Origin of the sequence: Collinsella sp. LCP21S3_D3 (assembly GCF_052118305.1) — a bacterium.
Classification (GTDB): domain Bacteria; phylum Actinomycetota; class Coriobacteriia; order Coriobacteriales; family Coriobacteriaceae; genus Collinsella.
This window is the reverse complement of the sequence record NZ_JBQKHK010000005.1, coordinates 1-17,364: the sequence shown is the minus strand read 5'-3', so window position 1 is coordinate 17,364 and position 17,364 is coordinate 1. Positions and strand designations below refer to the sequence as shown.

General features: G+C 59.5%; 13 protein-coding genes and 1 tRNA gene. 13 read left to right on the top strand and 1 reads right to left on the bottom strand.

Features of this window, described 5'->3' with window-relative positions; genetic code table 11:
• Window positions 1-16: 16 nt before the first annotated feature.
• The 7 genes from ACTQ1S_RS03335 to ACTQ1S_RS03305 all read left to right on the top strand — a co-directional run bounded on the left by ACTQ1S_RS03335 (window position 17) and on the right by ACTQ1S_RS03305 (window position 6,480).
• Complete coding sequence (locus tag ACTQ1S_RS03335) at window positions 17-1,204, top strand: ABC transporter substrate-binding protein (RefSeq protein WP_427719715.1); 1,188 nt, start codon at window positions 17-19, stop codon at window positions 1,202-1,204.
• A gap of 139 nt (window positions 1,205-1,343) precedes the next feature.
• On the top strand, window positions 1,344-2,225 hold the full coding sequence (locus ACTQ1S_RS03330) for a branched-chain amino acid ABC transporter permease (protein ID WP_154517188.1): 882 nt from the start codon (window positions 1,344-1,346) through the stop codon (window positions 2,223-2,225).
• 9 nt (window positions 2,226-2,234) lie between these two features.
• Window positions 2,235-3,314 carry a branched-chain amino acid ABC transporter permease gene (locus tag ACTQ1S_RS03325; RefSeq protein WP_441547064.1) on the top strand — a complete coding sequence of 360 codons (1,080 nt, stop codon included), beginning with the start codon at window positions 2,235-2,237 and terminating at the stop codon, window positions 3,312-3,314.
• Window positions 3,304-4,164 carry an ABC transporter ATP-binding protein gene (locus tag ACTQ1S_RS03320; RefSeq protein ID WP_427719717.1) on the top strand — a complete coding sequence of 287 codons (861 nt, stop codon included), beginning with the start codon at window positions 3,304-3,306 and terminating at the stop codon, window positions 4,162-4,164. Before ACTQ1S_RS03325 ends, ACTQ1S_RS03320 begins: the two co-directional genes overlap by 11 nt.
• A complete protein-coding gene (locus ACTQ1S_RS03315) occupies window positions 4,165-4,878 on the top strand; it encodes an ABC transporter ATP-binding protein (protein WP_229770701.1) in 714 nt (237 codons plus the stop codon).
• Window positions 4,879-5,001: 123 nt separating this feature from the next.
• The gene (locus tag ACTQ1S_RS03310) at window positions 5,002-5,679 is read left to right on the top strand and encodes a copper homeostasis protein CutC (RefSeq protein ID WP_427729154.1); all 678 of its coding nucleotides are present in this window, start codon (window positions 5,002-5,004) and stop codon (window positions 5,677-5,679) included.
• A 3-nt stretch (window positions 5,680-5,682) separates the two neighbouring features.
• The gene (locus ACTQ1S_RS03305; protein WP_441547063.1) at window positions 5,683-6,480 is read left to right on the top strand and encodes a DUF4931 domain-containing protein; all 798 of its coding nucleotides are present in this window, start codon (window positions 5,683-5,685) and stop codon (window positions 6,478-6,480) included.
• A 30-nt stretch (window positions 6,481-6,510) separates the two neighbouring features.
• Here ACTQ1S_RS03305 and ACTQ1S_RS03300 read toward each other — a convergent pair whose 3' ends face one another.
• The gene (locus ACTQ1S_RS03300; RefSeq protein ID WP_441547062.1) at window positions 6,511-7,509 is read right to left on the bottom strand and encodes a bile acid:sodium symporter family protein; all 999 of its coding nucleotides are present in this window, start codon (window positions 7,507-7,509) and stop codon (window positions 6,511-6,513) included.
• A 276-nt stretch (window positions 7,510-7,785) separates the two neighbouring features.
• Between ACTQ1S_RS03300 and recJ the strand changes: the two genes are divergently transcribed.
• The 6 genes from recJ (at window position 7,786) to ACTQ1S_RS03270 (ending at window position 17,092) form a co-directional block, all read left to right on the top strand.
• Window positions 7,786-11,073 (top strand): single-stranded-DNA-specific exonuclease RecJ, encoded by a 3,288-nt coding sequence (gene recJ / locus ACTQ1S_RS03295; RefSeq protein WP_441547061.1) that lies wholly within the window; start codon window positions 7,786-7,788, stop codon window positions 11,071-11,073.
• A gap of 14 nt (window positions 11,074-11,087) precedes the next feature.
• Window positions 11,088-13,448, top strand: coding sequence for a RelA/SpoT family protein (locus tag ACTQ1S_RS03290; protein ID WP_441064168.1), 2,361 nt, complete (start codon window positions 11,088-11,090; stop codon window positions 13,446-13,448).
• Window positions 13,449-13,534: 86 nt separating this feature from the next.
• Window positions 13,535-14,218: an MBL fold metallo-hydrolase gene (locus ACTQ1S_RS03285; protein WP_441064170.1), complete on the top strand. Its 684-nt coding sequence runs from the start codon at window positions 13,535-13,537 to the stop codon at window positions 14,216-14,218.
• Window positions 14,219-14,412: 194 nt separating this feature from the next.
• Window positions 14,413-15,279, top strand: coding sequence for a class II fructose-1,6-bisphosphate aldolase (fba, locus tag ACTQ1S_RS03280; RefSeq protein ID WP_441064171.1), 867 nt, complete (start codon window positions 14,413-14,415; stop codon window positions 15,277-15,279).
• A gap of 253 nt (window positions 15,280-15,532) precedes the next feature.
• Entirely contained in the window at window positions 15,533-16,966 is a 1,434-nt protein-coding gene (locus ACTQ1S_RS03275; RefSeq protein ID WP_441064173.1) for a transglutaminase-like domain-containing protein, read from the top strand.
• 39 nt (window positions 16,967-17,005) lie between these two features.
• Window positions 17,006-17,092, top strand: a tRNA-Leu gene (locus ACTQ1S_RS03270).
• Window positions 17,093-17,364 lie beyond the last annotated feature (272 nt).

The following is a 17,364-nucleotide window of genomic DNA, read 5'->3' as shown; positions in this document are numbered from 1 at the left end:
TTGAGAGGAGAGCCGCATGTCGAGCCTCACCGGTAAGTCATTGAACCCTGTTATGAATCGCAGGAGCGTTATCGCGAGCGCAGCAGGTCTGGGGGCGATGTCCATTCTAGCTGGCTGCTCCTCCAACGGCGGCGACAGCGGTTCCGCTTCGAGCGACGCTTCGTTTAAGATCGGCACCATTGGCCCGCTGACCGGTGCCGCCGCGTCTTACGGCAAGTCCGTTACCCAGGGCGTCGAGCTTGGCTGCAAGGACTTCTCCACTAAGGAGCTGCCGCTTGCCAGCAAGGCCGAGGACGACCAGGCCGACGGCGAGAAGGCCGTCAACGCCTTTAATAACCTGCTCGACTGGGGCATGCAGGCCCTCGTCGGCCCGACCACCACGGGTGCGTCGGTTGCCGTTGCCGCAGAGTGCAGCAACGACCCCAAGACATTCATGATCACCCCGTCCGCGTCCTCCGAGGACGTCACCGACGGAAAGGATTGCGTCTTCCAGGTTTGCTTTACCGACCCCAACCAGGGCGTCAACGCTGCCAAGTTCCTGGCAGAGAAGTATGCGGACGAGAAGTTCGTGCTGTTCTATAACTCCGGCGACGCTTATTCTTCGGGCATTGCAGATTCCTTTAAGGCTCAGGCCGCTGAGTCTAAGCTCGAGATTGTTGACGAGGAGACCTTTAAGGACGACTCCGCTACGAGCTTTACCAACCAGCTGACCAAGGCCAAGCAGGCCGGCGCCACCATGATCTTTGCGCCGATCTACTACACGCCGGCGTCCGTCCTGCTCAAGAACGCCAAGGACATGGGCTACGACGTCAAGATGATGGGCTGCGACGGCATGGACGGCATCCTGGGCGTCGAGGGCTTCGACACCTCTCTTGCCGAGGGTCTGCTGCTCATGACCCCGTTCTCCGCCGACGACGAGAAGAACGCCGACTTCGTCAACGCTTACAAGGATAAGTACGGCGATACCCCCGACCAGTTTGCCGCCGATGCCTACGACGGCGTGCACGCGGTGGCCGAGGCCCTCAAGGAGGCCGGTCTTGGTGTCGACGCCGACCCGACCGAGGTCGCCGAGAAGCTGCCCAAGGCTATGCTCAAGATTACCGTTGACGGTCTGACCGGCAAGCTCTCCTGGAACGACAAGGGCCAGGTCCAGAAGGATCCTACGGCGTATGTCATCACCGACGGCAAGTACGTACTGGCCTAATAGGCCGCCTTACATAGAGCGGTTTTGATCCCAAGCAGGGGAGGTTTTCGCCTTCCCTGCTTGCTTGGTATCTGGGGACAACGTAACGTCCCTGTTTCATACATCAACTGGAAACCTATTCGAAAGGGGGATGTGGAACATGACGGTCTTTATCCAATACCTGGTCAACGGCCTGTCCATGGGCAGCGTCTACGCCATCATCGCGTTGGGCTACACCATGGTCTACGGTATCGCCAAGATGCTCAACTTCGCTCACGGCGATGTCATCATGGTCGGTGCCTATGTCTCGTTCTGCGCCACGTCGTATCTCGGCCTCCCGGGCTGGGCATCTGTAGTTCTCTCTTGTGTGGTCTGCACGGTTCTCGGTGTTCTCATTGAGGGTCTGGCCTATAGGCCGCTGCGCCAAGCAGGCCCGCTGGCCGTTCTGATCACGGCCATCGGTGTGTCCTACTTCCTGCAGAATGCCGCGCAGCTTCTGTGGGGCGCCACGCCCAAGAACTTCACTTCGCTCGTCACCTTCCCGGTGCCGGAGTTCTTGGCCAAGTTCAACGTAAGTGCCGTCTCGCTCGTCACCATCGTCGCCTGCCTGGTTATCATGGCCGGTCTGATGATCTTTACAGGTAAGACCAAGATGGGCAAGGCCATGCGCGCCGTGTCCGAGGACAAGGCCGCTGCTCAGCTCATGGGCATCAACGTCAACCGCACCATCTCGATGACGTTCGCCATCGGCTCCGCCCTTGCCGCCATCGCCGGTGTGCTCCTGTGCTCCTACTCGCCGGTTCTGCAGCCCACCACGGGCGCCATGCCTGGCATCAAGGCCTTCGACGCTGCCGTTTTCGGCGGCATCGGCTCCATCCCCGGTGCCTTTGTCGGCGGCATTCTCATCGGCATCATCGAGGCGATGGCGCAGGCTTACATTTCCACGAGCCTTGCCAACTCCATCGTCTTTGGCGTTTTGATCATCGTCCTGCTCGTCAAGCCTGCCGGCCTCTTGGGCAAGTACGTACCCGAGAAGGTGTAGGTGAGCGTTATGAAGTTTCTTACAGACAAGCAGACGCGTCACGACTTTGTCACGTACGCCATGTGCGTTGTGGCGTTCACCATCGTGTTCTTTATGCAGTCTAACCACATGATTCCGCGCATGATTGTCGGTCAGCTGGTTCCCATCACGGCCTATATCGTCATGGCCATCTCGCTTAACCTCGTCGTCGGCATCGCGGGCGACTTGTCGCTGGGCCACGCGGGTTTTATGAGCGTCGGCGCCTATACGGGAATCGTCACCGCCGTCGCGCTGGAGAGCGCCGTTCCGTCTGACCCGGTGCGTCTGATCATCAGCATTGTGGTCGGCGCTATCGCCGCTGCCATTCTGGGCTTCCTGATCGGTATTCCGGTTCTTCGCCTGAGCGGTGACTACCTGGCCATCGTAACCTTGGCCTTTGGCGAGATTATCAAAGAGATCGTTACCTGCCTCATTGTGGGCGTCGATTCCCGCGGCCTGCACGTGATCTTTAACATCACGGGCAATTCCACGATCGACGACCTACACCTGCTCGAAGACGGCACCGCTATCATCAAGGGTGCCCAGGGCGCATCTGGTGTTTCGACCTACTCGACGTTCCTTGCTGGCGCCATCCTGGTTATGGTTGCGCTCGTGATTGTGCTCAACTTGGTCCGCAGCCGCACCGGTCGTGCCATCATGGCCGTGCGCGATAACAAGATCGCTGCCGAGTCCGTGGGTATCTCCGTCACCCAGTACCGCATGATCGCCTTCGTGGTCTCCGCCGCTCTCGCCGGTGCTGCCGGAGCCCTCTTCGGCGGTAACTTCTCGCAGCTCTCCGCCACTAAGTTCGACTTCAACACGTCGATTCTCATTCTGGTGTTCGTGGTCCTGGGCGGTCTGGGCAACATGCGCGGTTCCGTCATCGCGGCGGCGCTGCTCACGGTGCTCCCCGAGCTGCTCCGTCAGTTCTCGGACTACCGCATGCTCATCTACGCCATCGTGTTGATTCTGGTCATGGTCTTTACTAACAACCCGCAGCTCAAGGCGTTCTTCGCGCGCATTAAGGACCGCTTTGCTTCCAAGAAGGAGGTGGCAGCCGATGCCCAGTAAGTTTGAGTTCAACAAGGGCAAGATGGTCCCGTATCCTTCTGGCGCCATCGTTCCCGACCGCGACCTGGGCGAGCGCCCGGCGCTCGAGTGCATCCACCTGGGCATTGAGTTCGGCGGCCTTAAGGCGGTCGACGACTTTAGCCTGACCATCGGTAAGACCGAGATCGCCGGTCTCATCGGCCCCAACGGCGCCGGCAAGACCACGGTCTTCAACCTGCTCACCAAGGTGTACCAGCCCACGCACGGCACCATCCTGCTCGACGGTGAGGACACCTCGGGCAAGTCCGTCTACCAGGTCAACCGCATGGGTATCGCTCGTACCTTCCAAAACATCCGCCTGTTCAACACCATGACGGTGGAGGACAACGTAAAGGTCGGCCTGCACAACCAGGAGCGCTACTCCGGCTTTGAGGGCGTGCTGCGCCTGCCGACGTATTGGAAGCACGAGAAGGCCGCCCATGAGCGCGCCATGGAGCTTCTGTCTATCTTTGATATGGAACATCTGGCAAACGAGCAGGCCGGCTCGCTGCCTTACGGCGCTCAGCGTCGTTTGGAGATCGTCCGCGCGCTTGCCACCAATCCCAAGCTACTACTGCTCGACGAGCCTGCCGCCGGCATGAACCCGTCCGAGACTGCGGAGCTCATGGCGAACATCGTCAAGATTCGCGACACCTTTGGCATTGCCATCATGCTCATCGAGCACGACATGTCGCTTGTCATGAATATTTGCGAGGGTATCTGCGTGCTTAACTTTGGCAAGGTCATCGCCAAGGGCACGGCCGAGGAAATCCAGAACAACGAAGCCGTTATTGAGGCTTATCTGGGCAAGCAGGATAAGGGGGAGAACTAAATGGCAGAGCCGATGCTTTCCGTCTACAACATCAACGTCTGGTACGGCGCCATCCACGCCATTAAGGACATCTCCTTTAACGTTAACGAGGGCGAGATCGTTGCCCTGATTGGCGCGAACGGCGCCGGCAAGTCCACGACGCTCAAGACTGTCTCGGGCCTGCTGCGCTCCAAGACCGGCTCCATCAAGTTTATGGGCGAGGACATTATCCATACGCCCGCCGACAAGCTGGTTGGCAAGGGCCTGTCTCAGGTACCCGAGGGGCGTCGTGCCTTTTTGCAGATGACGGTCGAGGAGAACCTGGAGATGGGTGCCTATACACAGCCCAAGTCCACGGTTGCCCCGGGCCTCGAACGTGTTTACGAGCAGTTCCCGCGCCTGAAGGAACGCCGTCGCCAGGTGGCCGGCACCCTTTCGGGCGGCGAGCAGCAGATGCTCGTTATGGGTCGTGCCCTTATGAGTAACCCCAAGCTGCTCATGCTCGACGAACCCTCCATGGGTCTGGCGCCGATCCTGATCGAGCAGATCTTCCAGATTGTCGAGGATTTGCACAAGGCCGGCACCACGGTGCTCCTGGTCGAGCAGAACGCGCAGATGGCGCTTTCCATCGCCACACGCGGCTACGTGCTCGAGACCGGCAAGATTACCATGACCGGCACCGGCCAAGAGCTGCTGCACGACGACAACGTCCGCAAAGCTTATCTTGGTGGTTAATCCATCCAGTAATAGGGGCGCTGACCAACTCGGTCAGCGCCCCTTTTGAAATGATCCGTTGGCTTGGTTTTTAAAGTGCGACAATGCCGTGTGGAAATAGAAGTGTCATCTGGGGGTCTATCTATGTTGTACGAGTTTTGTGCCGAGAACTTTGAGCGGGTGCCGGCGGCCATTGCGGCCGGTGCGGGACGCATTGAGCTGTGCGACAACCTTGCGGTTGGAGGCACCACGCCCTCGGCCGGCGTTATCAGCGCTACGACCAGCTATGCTCGCGAGCACGATGCACGGGTGATGTGCATGATCCGTCCGCGTGGCGGCGACTTTCACTACAACCAGGACGAGCTGCGCATGATGGAGATGGACTTGGGCCTTGCCGTAAGTGCCGGCGTCGATGGCTTGGTCTTTGGCTGCTGCAAGCCTTGTGCCGGCGGATGGGCGCTCGATGAACTTGCGTTGGGCGCCCTTGTGATGGCTGCGGGCTGCGCGACCGAGGAGTGCAAGCGCGAGCCCATCGACATCACCTTTCACATGGCGTTTGACCAGCTCTCGCCCGAGGCTCAGCTCGACGCGATTGACACGCTCGCCGACTGCGGCATAACGCGCATCCTGACGCATGGCGGTGCCGCCGGCACGCCGATTGAGGACAACCTGGAGCATCTGTCGCACCTTATCGACTACGCGGACGATCGCCTGACCATCCTTCCCGGCGGCGGCATTTCCACGGCCAACCGCGATACCGTGGCTGCGGCACTGGGCGTCTCCGAGCTCCATGGCACCAAGATCGTGCCGCTGGAGGTATAACCCGTGCCCCTGGTATTTGACGTTGAGCAGGCGAGCGGGAAGCCCGACGACAACCGGCGCCCTGGCACCGCGTGCCCCTTTTGCGATACCGAGGAACTCGCCAATATCATCCGGCGCGACGGTGACTGTATCTGGCTCGATAATAAGTTCAAGACCCTGCGCGCCACCCGTCAAACCGTGCTGATCGAGTCGGCCGACCACGACGCAGACCTGGTGACCTATGCGCCGGACGAGCTGCATCATGTGATGCGGTTTGCCCTGGGTTGCTGGCAGCAGATGATCGATTTACGGCAGTATCGAAGCGTGCTCATGTACAAGAACAAGGGTCCGCTCTCGGGCGGTAGCCTCGTTCATCCGCACATGCAGATTGTGGGTTTGGAGCAGGAAGATGGCTATGCTTCGCTGACTTCCGCCAATTTCGAAGGCATCAATGTCTGGCAACAGGGGAGAATTGCGGTCAACATCTCAACCGAACCGATTATGGGATTCTTTGAGGTCAACGTTTCAGCTCCGCGGGGAATCGCCGCCAGCGATGACACGCGGGACCAAGCCGAGGTGGATCTCTTCGCCGATGCGATCCAGGTAGCTCTGCGTTATATCCTAAACGAGCACCACGGTGGCCGTGCAGATTCGTACAACTTGTTCTTCTATCACCTGGGCGGTCGGACCATTGCCAAGGCGCTGCCGCGTTGGGTGGTTTCGCCCTACTTTGTCGGCTATCGTTTGGCCCAGGTCAATGCCGAGACGACGCTCGATATCGATGCTGAGCGTCTGCGCGCGCATCTGGAAACGCTCGTATAGCAAGACTAACACCCGCGTAATGCGGACAGCCTAGCGTGCCATGGCGTCGCGGCCGGCCTCGACGCGCTTGCGCTGGGCAGCGCGCTCCTCGCCGGTTAGACGCTCAAAGAGATGCCCGATAAGCGAGGCAAGTACCTGCTGAAACAGCGTTCCGCACATGACGGGAAATACGACTTCGCCCGGAAAGTATTGCGTGGCGATGACGGCGCCCGAAGAGATGTTGCGCATGCCGCAGGTAAAGCACATGGTAGTCGTTTCGCTATACGGCAGATGCAGTGCGCGGGCGACCAGAATACCGACGACAAAGCCGCTGATGGCGAAGATCAAAATAAAGAGGGCGACTTCCAAGCGCACCGCGTTCATGTGCAGCACGTACTCGCTCATGGCGGTGGAGTTCGACGCGATAACACCCATCATCATGAACTTGCAGGCGGGCGAGAGCGCGGGGGAGAGCTTCTCGTGTCCCCATCCGCGCGTGAGTTCGTTAATCACGATGCCGAGCAGGGCGGGGATAGCGATCATGAAGGCCATGTTCTGCATCATGCCCGGCACGTCGATCGAGACGGTGGCGCCCAGCAAGAGCTTAAGCGTGAGCGGAATCGTAACGGGTGAGATAACCGAGGACGTCAGGATGATGGTGAGCGCGAGCGGGCCGTTGCCGCCGAACATGCTAATCCACATAAAGGCAGTGACTGCCACAGGTACGCTGTACTCGAGCACGATACCGCAGACAAGGTTGGGGTTGGAGCCAAAGAACAGCGATCCCATGGCATAGGCTGTTATGGGAATAAGCACTGCCGAGACCAGCAGCGCCAAAATCAGGTGCAGCGGACAGCGGAATACTTCGGCTACCTGATGGAAGGTGTTGCTGAGGGCACCTTGGAACGTCATAAAGGCAAACAGGGTGGGGACGATGGGCTTGAGTACGCCGATCTGCTGAGGAAAGAGCACGCCGAGCGTCACGCAAATCGGAACGATGACCTGCATATGCCCCGCGAGGAACTTGCCCAGTCCAACCCATTGCTTCATATGCGCTTGTGACTCCCTTTGCTCGTGAATCCGGTTTTGAATGGATATGCTAGACGCTCGCATGCGTCCGTGTGGCTGAAACGCCCGATTATTTCGAGGCTATTACCGCCCTCGTTTATCGAAACCACGGCGTGCTGGCCGTTGTGCGTCCGCGCCGCACGGTATAATAAATCCGTTCAACAGATCTGCCTGCCGAAGCGGGCATACACAGAGGACTCATCGCTATGAACCGTGAGAGGTATCGCGGCGACCTGCCCCTATCGGGGGTGGGCGCCTATGTCATCGCTTAAGACAACGCATCGCTGGGCGGTCGCTCAGCAAAACCCCGAGCTCGAAAAGGAGCTTTCGGCTGGCCTGGGCATACCCGGGCTGGTGGCGCGCATTATGGTTGCGCACGGCATTACATCCATCGAGGAAGGTCAGCTTTTTTTGACGCCTTCGCTCGATCGCGACTGGGCGGACCCGCTCGTTATTCCGGGTATGGCGGTCGTCGTCGACCGCGTTGAGCGTGCTATTCGCAGCCACGAGCGCATCGCCGTCTTTGGCGATTTTGACGTCGACGGCATTACGTCGACTTGTCTGTTGACCGAGGCGCTGCGTTCGTTTGGCGCCAACGTCACGCCGTTTATTCCGCATCGTTTTGACGAGGGCTACGGCCTGTCGCGTGCGGCGCTCGACCGCGTTAACGAGCTCGCTCGCCCCCAGCTGATCGTGACCGTCGATAACGGCATTGCCGCCAAGGAAGAGGCCTCCTATCTGGAGAGCCTGGGGATCGATTTGGTGGTCACGGACCATCACGAGCCGTCCGACCAGGTGCCACAGGGCGTGCCCCTGACCGACCCCAAGCTCGAGGACAAGGGTCCCTCGCGCGAGCTTGCCGGTGCCGGCGTGGCACTCAAGCTGGTGCAGGTCCTGGGCGAGCGTTTGGGCAAGCCGTTGTATTGGCGTTCGCTGATAGAGGTCGCGGCGCTGGGCACCGTGTCCGACATGATGCCGCTTACGCCCGAGAATCGCGCACTGGTCGCCGAGGGCATCCAGCAGATGCGCGTGACGGCCCGTCCCGGCTATATCGCGCTTGCCGCACTTGCCAAGGCCGACCTTTCTACCATTACGGCCGACGGCCTGTCGTTTTCGCTCATCCCCCGTCTGAATGCTGCCGGCCGCATGGCCGATCCCAAACTGGCGCTCGACCTGCTGCTTGCCCGCGACCCCATCGAGGCGAGCGCGCTTGCCGCCGAGCTCGAGGAAATCAATCGCCAACGCCGCGAGATCGAGGCCGAGCTTACGCGCGATGCCATGGCGAAGGTCGAGGAGACTTATGACGGCGGGCGCGCAATCGTCGTGGGCGGCGAGGGCTGGCACGAGGGCGTCAAGGGCATCGTGGCGAGCCGCTTGACCAATCGCTATCACGTGCCGGCGCTGCTCTTCTCGATCGAGGATGGCGTTGCGCGCGGATCGGGCCGCTCGGTGGGCAAGATCAACCTGTTCGACGCCGTCGAGCGTTGCTCCGACCTGCTGATTCGTCGCGGCGGGCATGCCGGTGCGGTGGGTGTGACCATCGAGGCATCCAAGCTCGATGAGTTCCGCCGTCGCCTTTCGGCCGTGCTATCGGAGCTTCCCGCCGAGGACTTTGAGGACACTGACGAGGTTGCCGCCACCGTTGATCTCTCCGAGCTAAATATCGAGACCATTGGGCAAATTTCCCGTCTTGAGCCGTTTGGCCAGGGCAATAAGGTGCCGCTTCTGGCCGCCGAGGGCGTGACGATGTGCGATCGCGCCGTGGTGGGCAAAACCGGCGAGCACATGCGCTTTGTGGCGACCGATGGTGCCGCGAGTGTGCCGGCCATCATGTTCCGCGTGCCGCAGATCGATAGGCTCATCAATTGCGACAGCGCCGTCGACTTGGTGTTCGAGGCCGTGGCCGAGCATTGGCAGGGACGTGTGAAGCCCAAGCTCATGATCAAAGATGTCTTGGTGCGCGATACCGCGGCGCCCAATATCGACGATCCGGCATGTGAGCTTCGCCGCGGCGTGCAACCGGCGGATTCTGGTCTGCGCCTGGAGTCGCGTAAACGCGAGACGCTCGCCCAGCTTTCTTATACCGAGCTCACGCGCTCGCTTATCCATAGCTTTATCGGCTCGAACCAGCCGCATCGCGCGCAGGTCGAGGCACTCGACGCGCTTGCCGACCATCAGAGCGTTTTGGCCGTTATGGGGACGGGGCGTGGCAAGTCTCTGATTTTCCATGTGCATGCCGCGCGCGAGGCGGTTCTTCGCGGGCGTGCGAGTATTTTTGTCTATCCTTTGCGTTCGCTCGTTGCCGATCAGGCCTATCACCTTTCCTCGACGATGGCCGCGCTCGGCATTGGTGTCGGCGTGCTGACTGGCGAGACCGTGGAGGCCGTACGCGATGACGTGTTCGCCGGCCTTGCTTCGGGTCGCACCGGTATCGTTCTCACGACGCCCGAGTTCTTGTCTATCCACCGCGATCGATTTGCGCGTTCTGGACGTATTGGCTTCGTTGTTATCGATGAGGCGCACCATGCCGGTCTTGCTAAGGGTGGTGACCGGAGTGCATACCTCGATATGCCCGATATTCTTAAAGCCCTGGGCGACCCCGTTGTCATGGCGGCAACGGCTACCGCGACGGCTCCAGTTGTGGCAGAGCTTGCTCGCGTATTGCCGATTACCAGCACGGTGGTCGACGAGACCGTTCGCGAGAACCTACAACTCGAGGACGATCGTGACCTTGCGAGCCGTGAAAATCGCCTGGTTTCGATCGTTGCGACGGGGGAGAAGACCGTCATCTACGTGAACTCGCGCGACCAGTCCGTGGCGCTTGCCAAGACGTTGCGCAAACGTGTGCCCGACTGCGCGACCCATATCGCGTTCTATAACGCCGGGCTTGCGCGTTCCGATCGCCGACGCGTCGAGGAGGCGTTTCGAGATGGCAGCCTGAGCTGCATCGTTTCAACCTCGGCCTTCGGTGAGGGCGTCAACCTGCCCGATATCCGCCATGTCGTGCTCTACCACATGCCGTTTGGCGCGATTGAGTTTAACCAGATGAGTGGCCGTGCCGGCCGCGATGGGCAGCCTGCCGTGATTCACCTGCTCTATTCGTCTCGTGACGCTCGTATTAATGAGCGCCTGCTCGATTGTTACGCGCCCGAGCGCGATGAGCTTGTCACGCTCTATCGGGCGCTGCAGACCATGTGGCGCTCCAATCGTGGCAAGACGGGGGACGATTCATTCTGCGCAAGCGATATCGACATTGCGCAGATGTGCCTTGCAATCGACGCGCGCACGCCGGTCGATGAGCGTTCGGTGGCAAGCGGCTTGGGAATCTTCGAAGAGCTCGGTTTCTGTCACGTTTCGGGGTTTGACGATACCCGTCGCATCGCGATGACCGAAAACCCCGGGCGCGTGCAGTTGAGCAGGTCGATCCGCTATTTGGAGGGCTTGCGCTCGCGCATGGAGTTCTCGGCTTTCCGGAGTTGGGCACTCGATTCGTGCGCTTCTGATATGCTTACCAAAATTAACCGCCCGATCGTACCGCGGACCTAGGGAAGGGGACCTCGATGGATGCCGCAGCCCGTACCGCCCATGATTCCGCCCTCCAGCCCTTTTCGGAGATGGAGCACTATACGCATGCCGATGATCTGCCGCCCGAGATTATGGCGGACAGCTACGACAAGCTGGAGCGCCTGTGCCTTAAATATATGAGTGAGGATGACTTTTCCAAGGTGGAGCAGGCCTACTGCTTTGCTGCCGAGAAGCACTGCAACCAAAAGCGGCGCTCGGGTGAGATGTACATTAACCATCCCGTCGAGGTGGCTATCATTTTGGCCGACCTTAAGATGGACTGCGATGTGGTGTGCGCTGCATTGCTGCACGATACCGTCGAGGATACCGATACCTCGCTTGCCGATGTTTCGGGTCTGTTTGGCGAAACCGTGGCAGAGCTCGTCGACGGCGTGACCAAGCTCACCAACATCGAAGTCGACAACATGGACGAAAAGCAGGCGCTTACGCTGCGCAAGATGTTCCTCGCCATGTCCAAGGACATTCGCGTCATCATCGTCAAACTCGCCGACCGCCTGCATAATATGCGCACGCTAGCCGCCCTGCGCGAGGACCGCCGCCTGTTTAAGGCGCGCGAGACCATGGATGTGTATGCGCCCCTGGCCGACCGCCTGGGCATGAGCTCTATCAAGTGGGAACTCGAGGATCTGTCCTTCTTCTACCTTGAACCCGACGCTTACCAGCGCATCGCCCGCATGGTGGCGGAGTCACGCGAGGTTCGCGAACGCTTTCTGGCCGAGACTATCAAGACGCTTACCGATGAGCTCGACCGCATTGGCCTTGAGGGTTTTCAGATCAACGGTCGTTCCAAGCACTATTGGTCCATCTATCAAAAGATGAAGCGCAAGGGCAAGGAGTTCTCCGAGATTTATGATCTGGTGGCGCTGCGCGTCATCACCCATTCGGTGCGCGATTGCTATTCCACGCTTGGTGCCGTGCATACTTTGTGGCATCCCATGCCCGGTCGTTTTAAAGACTATATCGCTATGCCCAAGGTCAATAACTACCAATCGCTCCATACGACGGTTATCGGCCCCACGGCCCGTCCGCTCGAGATTCAGATTCGAACCTACGAGATGCACGAGCAGGCCGAGTACGGCATCGCCGCCCACTGGCTATATAAGAAATCGGGCGGATCGTCTGCCTCCAAGACCAACGACGCACAGCGTCTGGACGATCAGATTAACTGGCTCAAGCACTCGCTCGATTGGGCAGCCTCTGACGAGATCACCGATGCCAAAGAATATCTGCACTCACTGAAGGTCGACCTGTTTGACCAGGAGATTTTTGTCTTTACGCCCAAGGGTGAGGTCATGGCGCTTCGTGCGGGCTCTACACCGCTCGACTTTGCCTACGCTGTTCATACCGAGGTCGGCAACCACTGCGTCGGCGCCAAAATCAACGGCGCGGTGGCTCCGCTCACGCACGAAATCAAGACGGGTGACCGTGTCGAGATCCTGACTAACAAGAGCTCCAAGCCGTCGCGCGATTGGCTCAAGATCGTCAAGACGCCTTCGGCCAAGTCAAAGATTCGCCGTTACTTCGCCGCTGCGACCAAAGACGATGACGCTGCTGCCGGTCGCGATATGCTGGCCAAGGACATGCGCAAGCGCGGGTACGGCATCTCTACGCCGCGATCCACGCGTGCACTCAATGCCGTGGCGGAGCAGTTTAACTTCAAGCAACTCGAGGACCTGTTCGCAGCCGTTGGCGCGGGCAAGGTCGCCCCGCGCGCTGTGGGCAATAAGGTCGAGCAAATCTTGGATCCCAAGCCCGAGGAGCAGCTTACCAAGGCCGAAGCCATCGCTGAGGTCGTCAAGCAGCCTGCCCGCGGTTCCAACCGCAAACCGCAAAAGCGTGGCAAGAGTGCAAGTAACGGCATTATCGTCAAGGGCGAGAGCAACAGCGGCCTGCTGGTTCGTCTGGCGCATTGCTGCAATCCGGTGACGGGCGACGACATCGTGGGCTTTATCACGCGCGGTCGAGGCGTCTCGGTGCATCGCGCCAACTGCCCCAACGTCAAGGGTCTCATGGAACACCCCGAGCGCATGATTGACGTGGAGTGGGATGGTGCTGCCGATACGCTTTTCCAGGTCGAGATCGTGGTCGAGTGCTTGGATCGTATGGGCTTGCTCAAGGATGTCACCATCGCCATTGGCGATGCAGGCGGAAATATCCTTTCCGCCGCTACCTCGACCAACCGCGAGGGCATTGCGACCCTGCGCTTTATGGTCGAGATTTCGGACGCGAGCGGTCTGGATCCGCTGCTGGCATCCATCAGCAGTGTCGACTCGGTCTATGACGCACGCCGTCTGATGCCTGGCGAGGGTGGGGCTCAGCTTAAGCGTCGCGTATAGGCGTGACGAACGCACAACGGTAATGATATTGGCTACGTTCGAGGCATCGTTTGATGCCTCGACGCTTGTAGAAGGAGGACGTGCTCATGGTCACTGCAGCTTTGGACTTAACCCCTCGGGGTACGGCTTCGATTGAGGCGCTTGTAAACGGCCCCATTCAGACCAACAGTTACGCCGTAATCTCGAGCGGCGAATGCCTGATTATCGATCCGGCCTGGGAAGGTGAGCGTCTTGTGGAATATATCTATGCCAAGCATCCTGACGCGCACGTGCTAGGCGCTGTCTGCACCCATGGCCATGCCGATCACGTAGGTGGCGTTGCCGGAGCGCGAGCCGCCGTCGGTAAGGGTTTCCTATATGAGTTAGGTGCGAAGGACGTGTTGGTATCTCGTGAGAATATCGAGGAGCAGCGAGCGATGTGGGGCATCGATACGCCCGATCCGGGCGAGCCGACGCGATTGCTTGCTGAGGGCGATACGATTGAATTGGGTGATATCTGCCTGCAGGTGATCGAGACGCCCGGTCACACACCGGGTGGCATTGTCTTGTTCGCCGCCACCGAGCAGGGAAGCATCGCCTTTGTTGGCGACACACTGTTCCCGGGCAGCCACGGCCGCACCGATCTCGCCGGTGGAGACGAGGCGGCGATTCTGCGCTCGCTCTCCAAGCTCGCCCAGCTGCTTCCAGCCGATACCGTTTGTTTAACGGGGCATGGTGATTCGACCACTATGGCGCGCGAGCTCATGCAGAACCCTTTCATGCAGATGTAGCTTTGTAGTCAGCTGCTTAAGCACGAGAAGTGTCCAAACGTCAAGATATTTTCCCCAACGGGCCGATTCCGTAGGGCAAACGGTCAAAAAAAGTCTGTTTGGACGATATTCGTGAACAAACGAACGTTTACGCTCGGGTACGCCGTGGTAAAATCTCATGCGTTATCGGAGCAACCTTACAGGAGGTTTCTTTTATGCTCGTCAACGCAGCAGACATGCTCAAGAAGGCCGAGGCCGGCAAGTATGCTCTCGGTGCCTTCAACACCAACAACCTCGAGTGGACTCTGGCTATTCTCCAGGCCGCCGAGGAGGCCAAGTCTCCGCTGATCCTTCAGTGCACCGCTGGTGCCGCTAAGTGGATGGGCGGTTTCAAGGTCTGCGCCGACATGGTCAAGGCTGCCGTCGAGGCCACGGGTGTTACCGTTCCCGTCGCCCTTCACCTCGATCACGGTTCTTACGAGGACTGCTTCAAGTGCATCGAGGCCGGCTTCACGTCCATCATGTATGACGGCTCTCACGAGGAAACCTTCCAGCTTAACCTCGATCGCACCAAGGAGCTCGTTGAGCTCGCCCACTCCAAGGGCATGTCCATCGAGGCCGAGGTCGGCGGCATCGGCGGCACCGAGGACGGCGTGACCTCCAACGGCGAGCTCGCTGACCCCGCTGAGTGCAAGCAGATTGCTGACCTGGGCGTCGACTTCCTCGCCTGCGGCATCGGCAACATCCACGGCGTGTATCCCGCCGACTGGGCCGGTCTTTCCTTCGAGCGTCTGAGCGAGATCAAGGCTCAGATCGGCGACCTGCCCCTCGTTCTGCACGGTGGTACCGGCATCCCCGAGGATCAGATCAAGAAGGCCATCTCCCTGGGCATCTCCAAGATCAACGTCAATACCGACCTGCAGCTTGTCTTTGCCAAGGGCGTCCGCGAGTACATCGAGGCTGGCAAGGATCAGCAGGGCAAGGGCTTCGATCCCCGCAAGCTCCTCAAGCCTGGTCGCGACAACATCGTTGCCCGCGCCAAGGAGCTCATGGAGGAGTTTGGCTCCGTCAACAAGGCGTAAGTAGCGGTTTAACTTTCCCGTCGGAGGCCCCGTTCACCCTACGCTTTTCCCTTGCGCTCACCTGGCTTTGCCAGAAGTCGCGCGATGGAATCAGCTCCGGGGAAACGGGGCCTCCTTCGTTAACTCGCTACAGGGTTACTGGGCTGAATTATTTATTTGACTACCGTTCAGCGGTGTTGATGGCTCCCTTGTTGGGGCTTTCTTTTTATGTCGGTACAATGGTCTCGGGTTGTCGTTCTGCGTGGGAGTGGTTATGGCTGTCGTTAATGTTTTGCCTGCCGATGGAAAGGTTGTTGCCGAGGGCCCCGTTGGTTGCTCTTTTGATGTTTGTTGCGATGATTTTCGTCATCTCGACATTGGATTGCCACCTGAGATCCTTCGTCTCAAGGACGCCGGGTACCTGGCGCAGGCTGTTGCGGCTTGCGACCGTCTTTTGGAGCAGAGCCCTGATCCCTCGTTGGCCGCTTGCGTTCGTGCCGAGCGGTATCGCATGATCGAGACGTCGTTTCATTTTTCGGTGTCGCGCGATCAGGCTATTGCGATGATCCGCGAGGAGTGGCCGGAGTTTACCGAGGATCAGTTTGACGACCTGATCGATCGTAAGCGCATCGACTGGCGCTTTATCGATGGTGAACTGTTCGTTCTCGACAACTTCCTTGATTCTTTGCGTGTGTATCCCAAGGAGGTTCCGGGCCTGCGTCCCGATTCTACGGATGGAACTGCGCTGCGCAACCAGATGCTTAAGAAGATGGAATCACAGGGCGGGCTGTCTCGTGCCATTACGCTTAAAGCATCCGTGTCTGTTCCCGGTGCTCTGGAGGGGGAGGCCGTTCGCGCGTGGCTTCCCGTTGCCGCAGCCTGCCGCCAGCAGTCTCATATCGAGATTCTCGATATGACGCCGGAGGGGGTCCTTGCTCCCGCGAACGCTTTGGCGCGTACCGCCTCGTGGGTTTCCTCGGCTGATCGATCGTTCTCAGTGACCTATCGTTATCTGATTGATGCCGCTTATTGCGATATCTACGGGGGAGCGCTTCCGGCGCATCCGTGTATGGACGCGCCGCTGCCCAAGGATATTTCCGAGGACCGACCACATATTGCATTCACGCCGTATCTGCAGCAGCTGACCGAACATGTTATCGATGGTCTCGAGGATCAGCTCGACCGCGCTCGGGCTATCTATGATTATTTGACGCATCATATCGACTATCGATACCAGCCACCGTATCTGCTTCTGGGCTCTATCGCCGATGACTGCGCGCATTCGCTTCGCGGTGACTGCGGTGTTATGGCACTCACGTTTATCACCATGTGCCGCATCGCCGGCGTGCCCGCACGTTGGCAGAGCGGCCTGTACGTTGCGCCCGACTCGGTGGGCTCGCATGACTGGGCGGAGTTCTATACACCGCAGACGGGTTGGCTTAACGCCGATGTCTCGTTTGGATCCTCGGCACGCAGGATGGGGGAGGAATGGCGCCGCCGCCACTACTTTGGCAACCTCGATCCATGGCGCATGGTGGCAAACTGTCGGTTCCAGGCAGAGTTTGAACCCGTCTTTGACGGTATGCGTGAGGACCCCTACGATAACCAGATGGGCGAGGCCTCGGTCGACGGTCGCGGATGCCGTCAGCGCGAGATGCTCCGCACGGTCGAACTCATCGAAATGCTCGAAGTTCCATTTTCGGACTAATCTACGGAAAGCTGTGATAAACTAGCTCACGCAATACGTGCCCGAGTGGCGGAATTGGCAGACGCAGTGGACTCAAAATCCACCGTTGGCAACAACGTGCGAGTTCGAGTCTCGCCTCGGGCACCATACATGCAAAAGAGCGTTCAAGGGGGTCGAGGCCCCCTTTTTCGTGCCGAACTCGCGTGAGCGCGCGGAGCGTTAAGCAAACAGGCCTGTGGCCTGTTTGTAGCGGAGCGTGGCGAGGGCGCCATGCGCCCGAAGCCCGGGGCTTCGCGAAGCGAAGGCCCTTCGAGTCTCGCCTCGGGCACCATACATGCAAAAGAGCGTTCAAGGGGGTCGAGGCCCCCTTTTTCGTGCCGAACTCGCGTGAGCGCGCGGAGCGTTAAGCAAACAGGCCT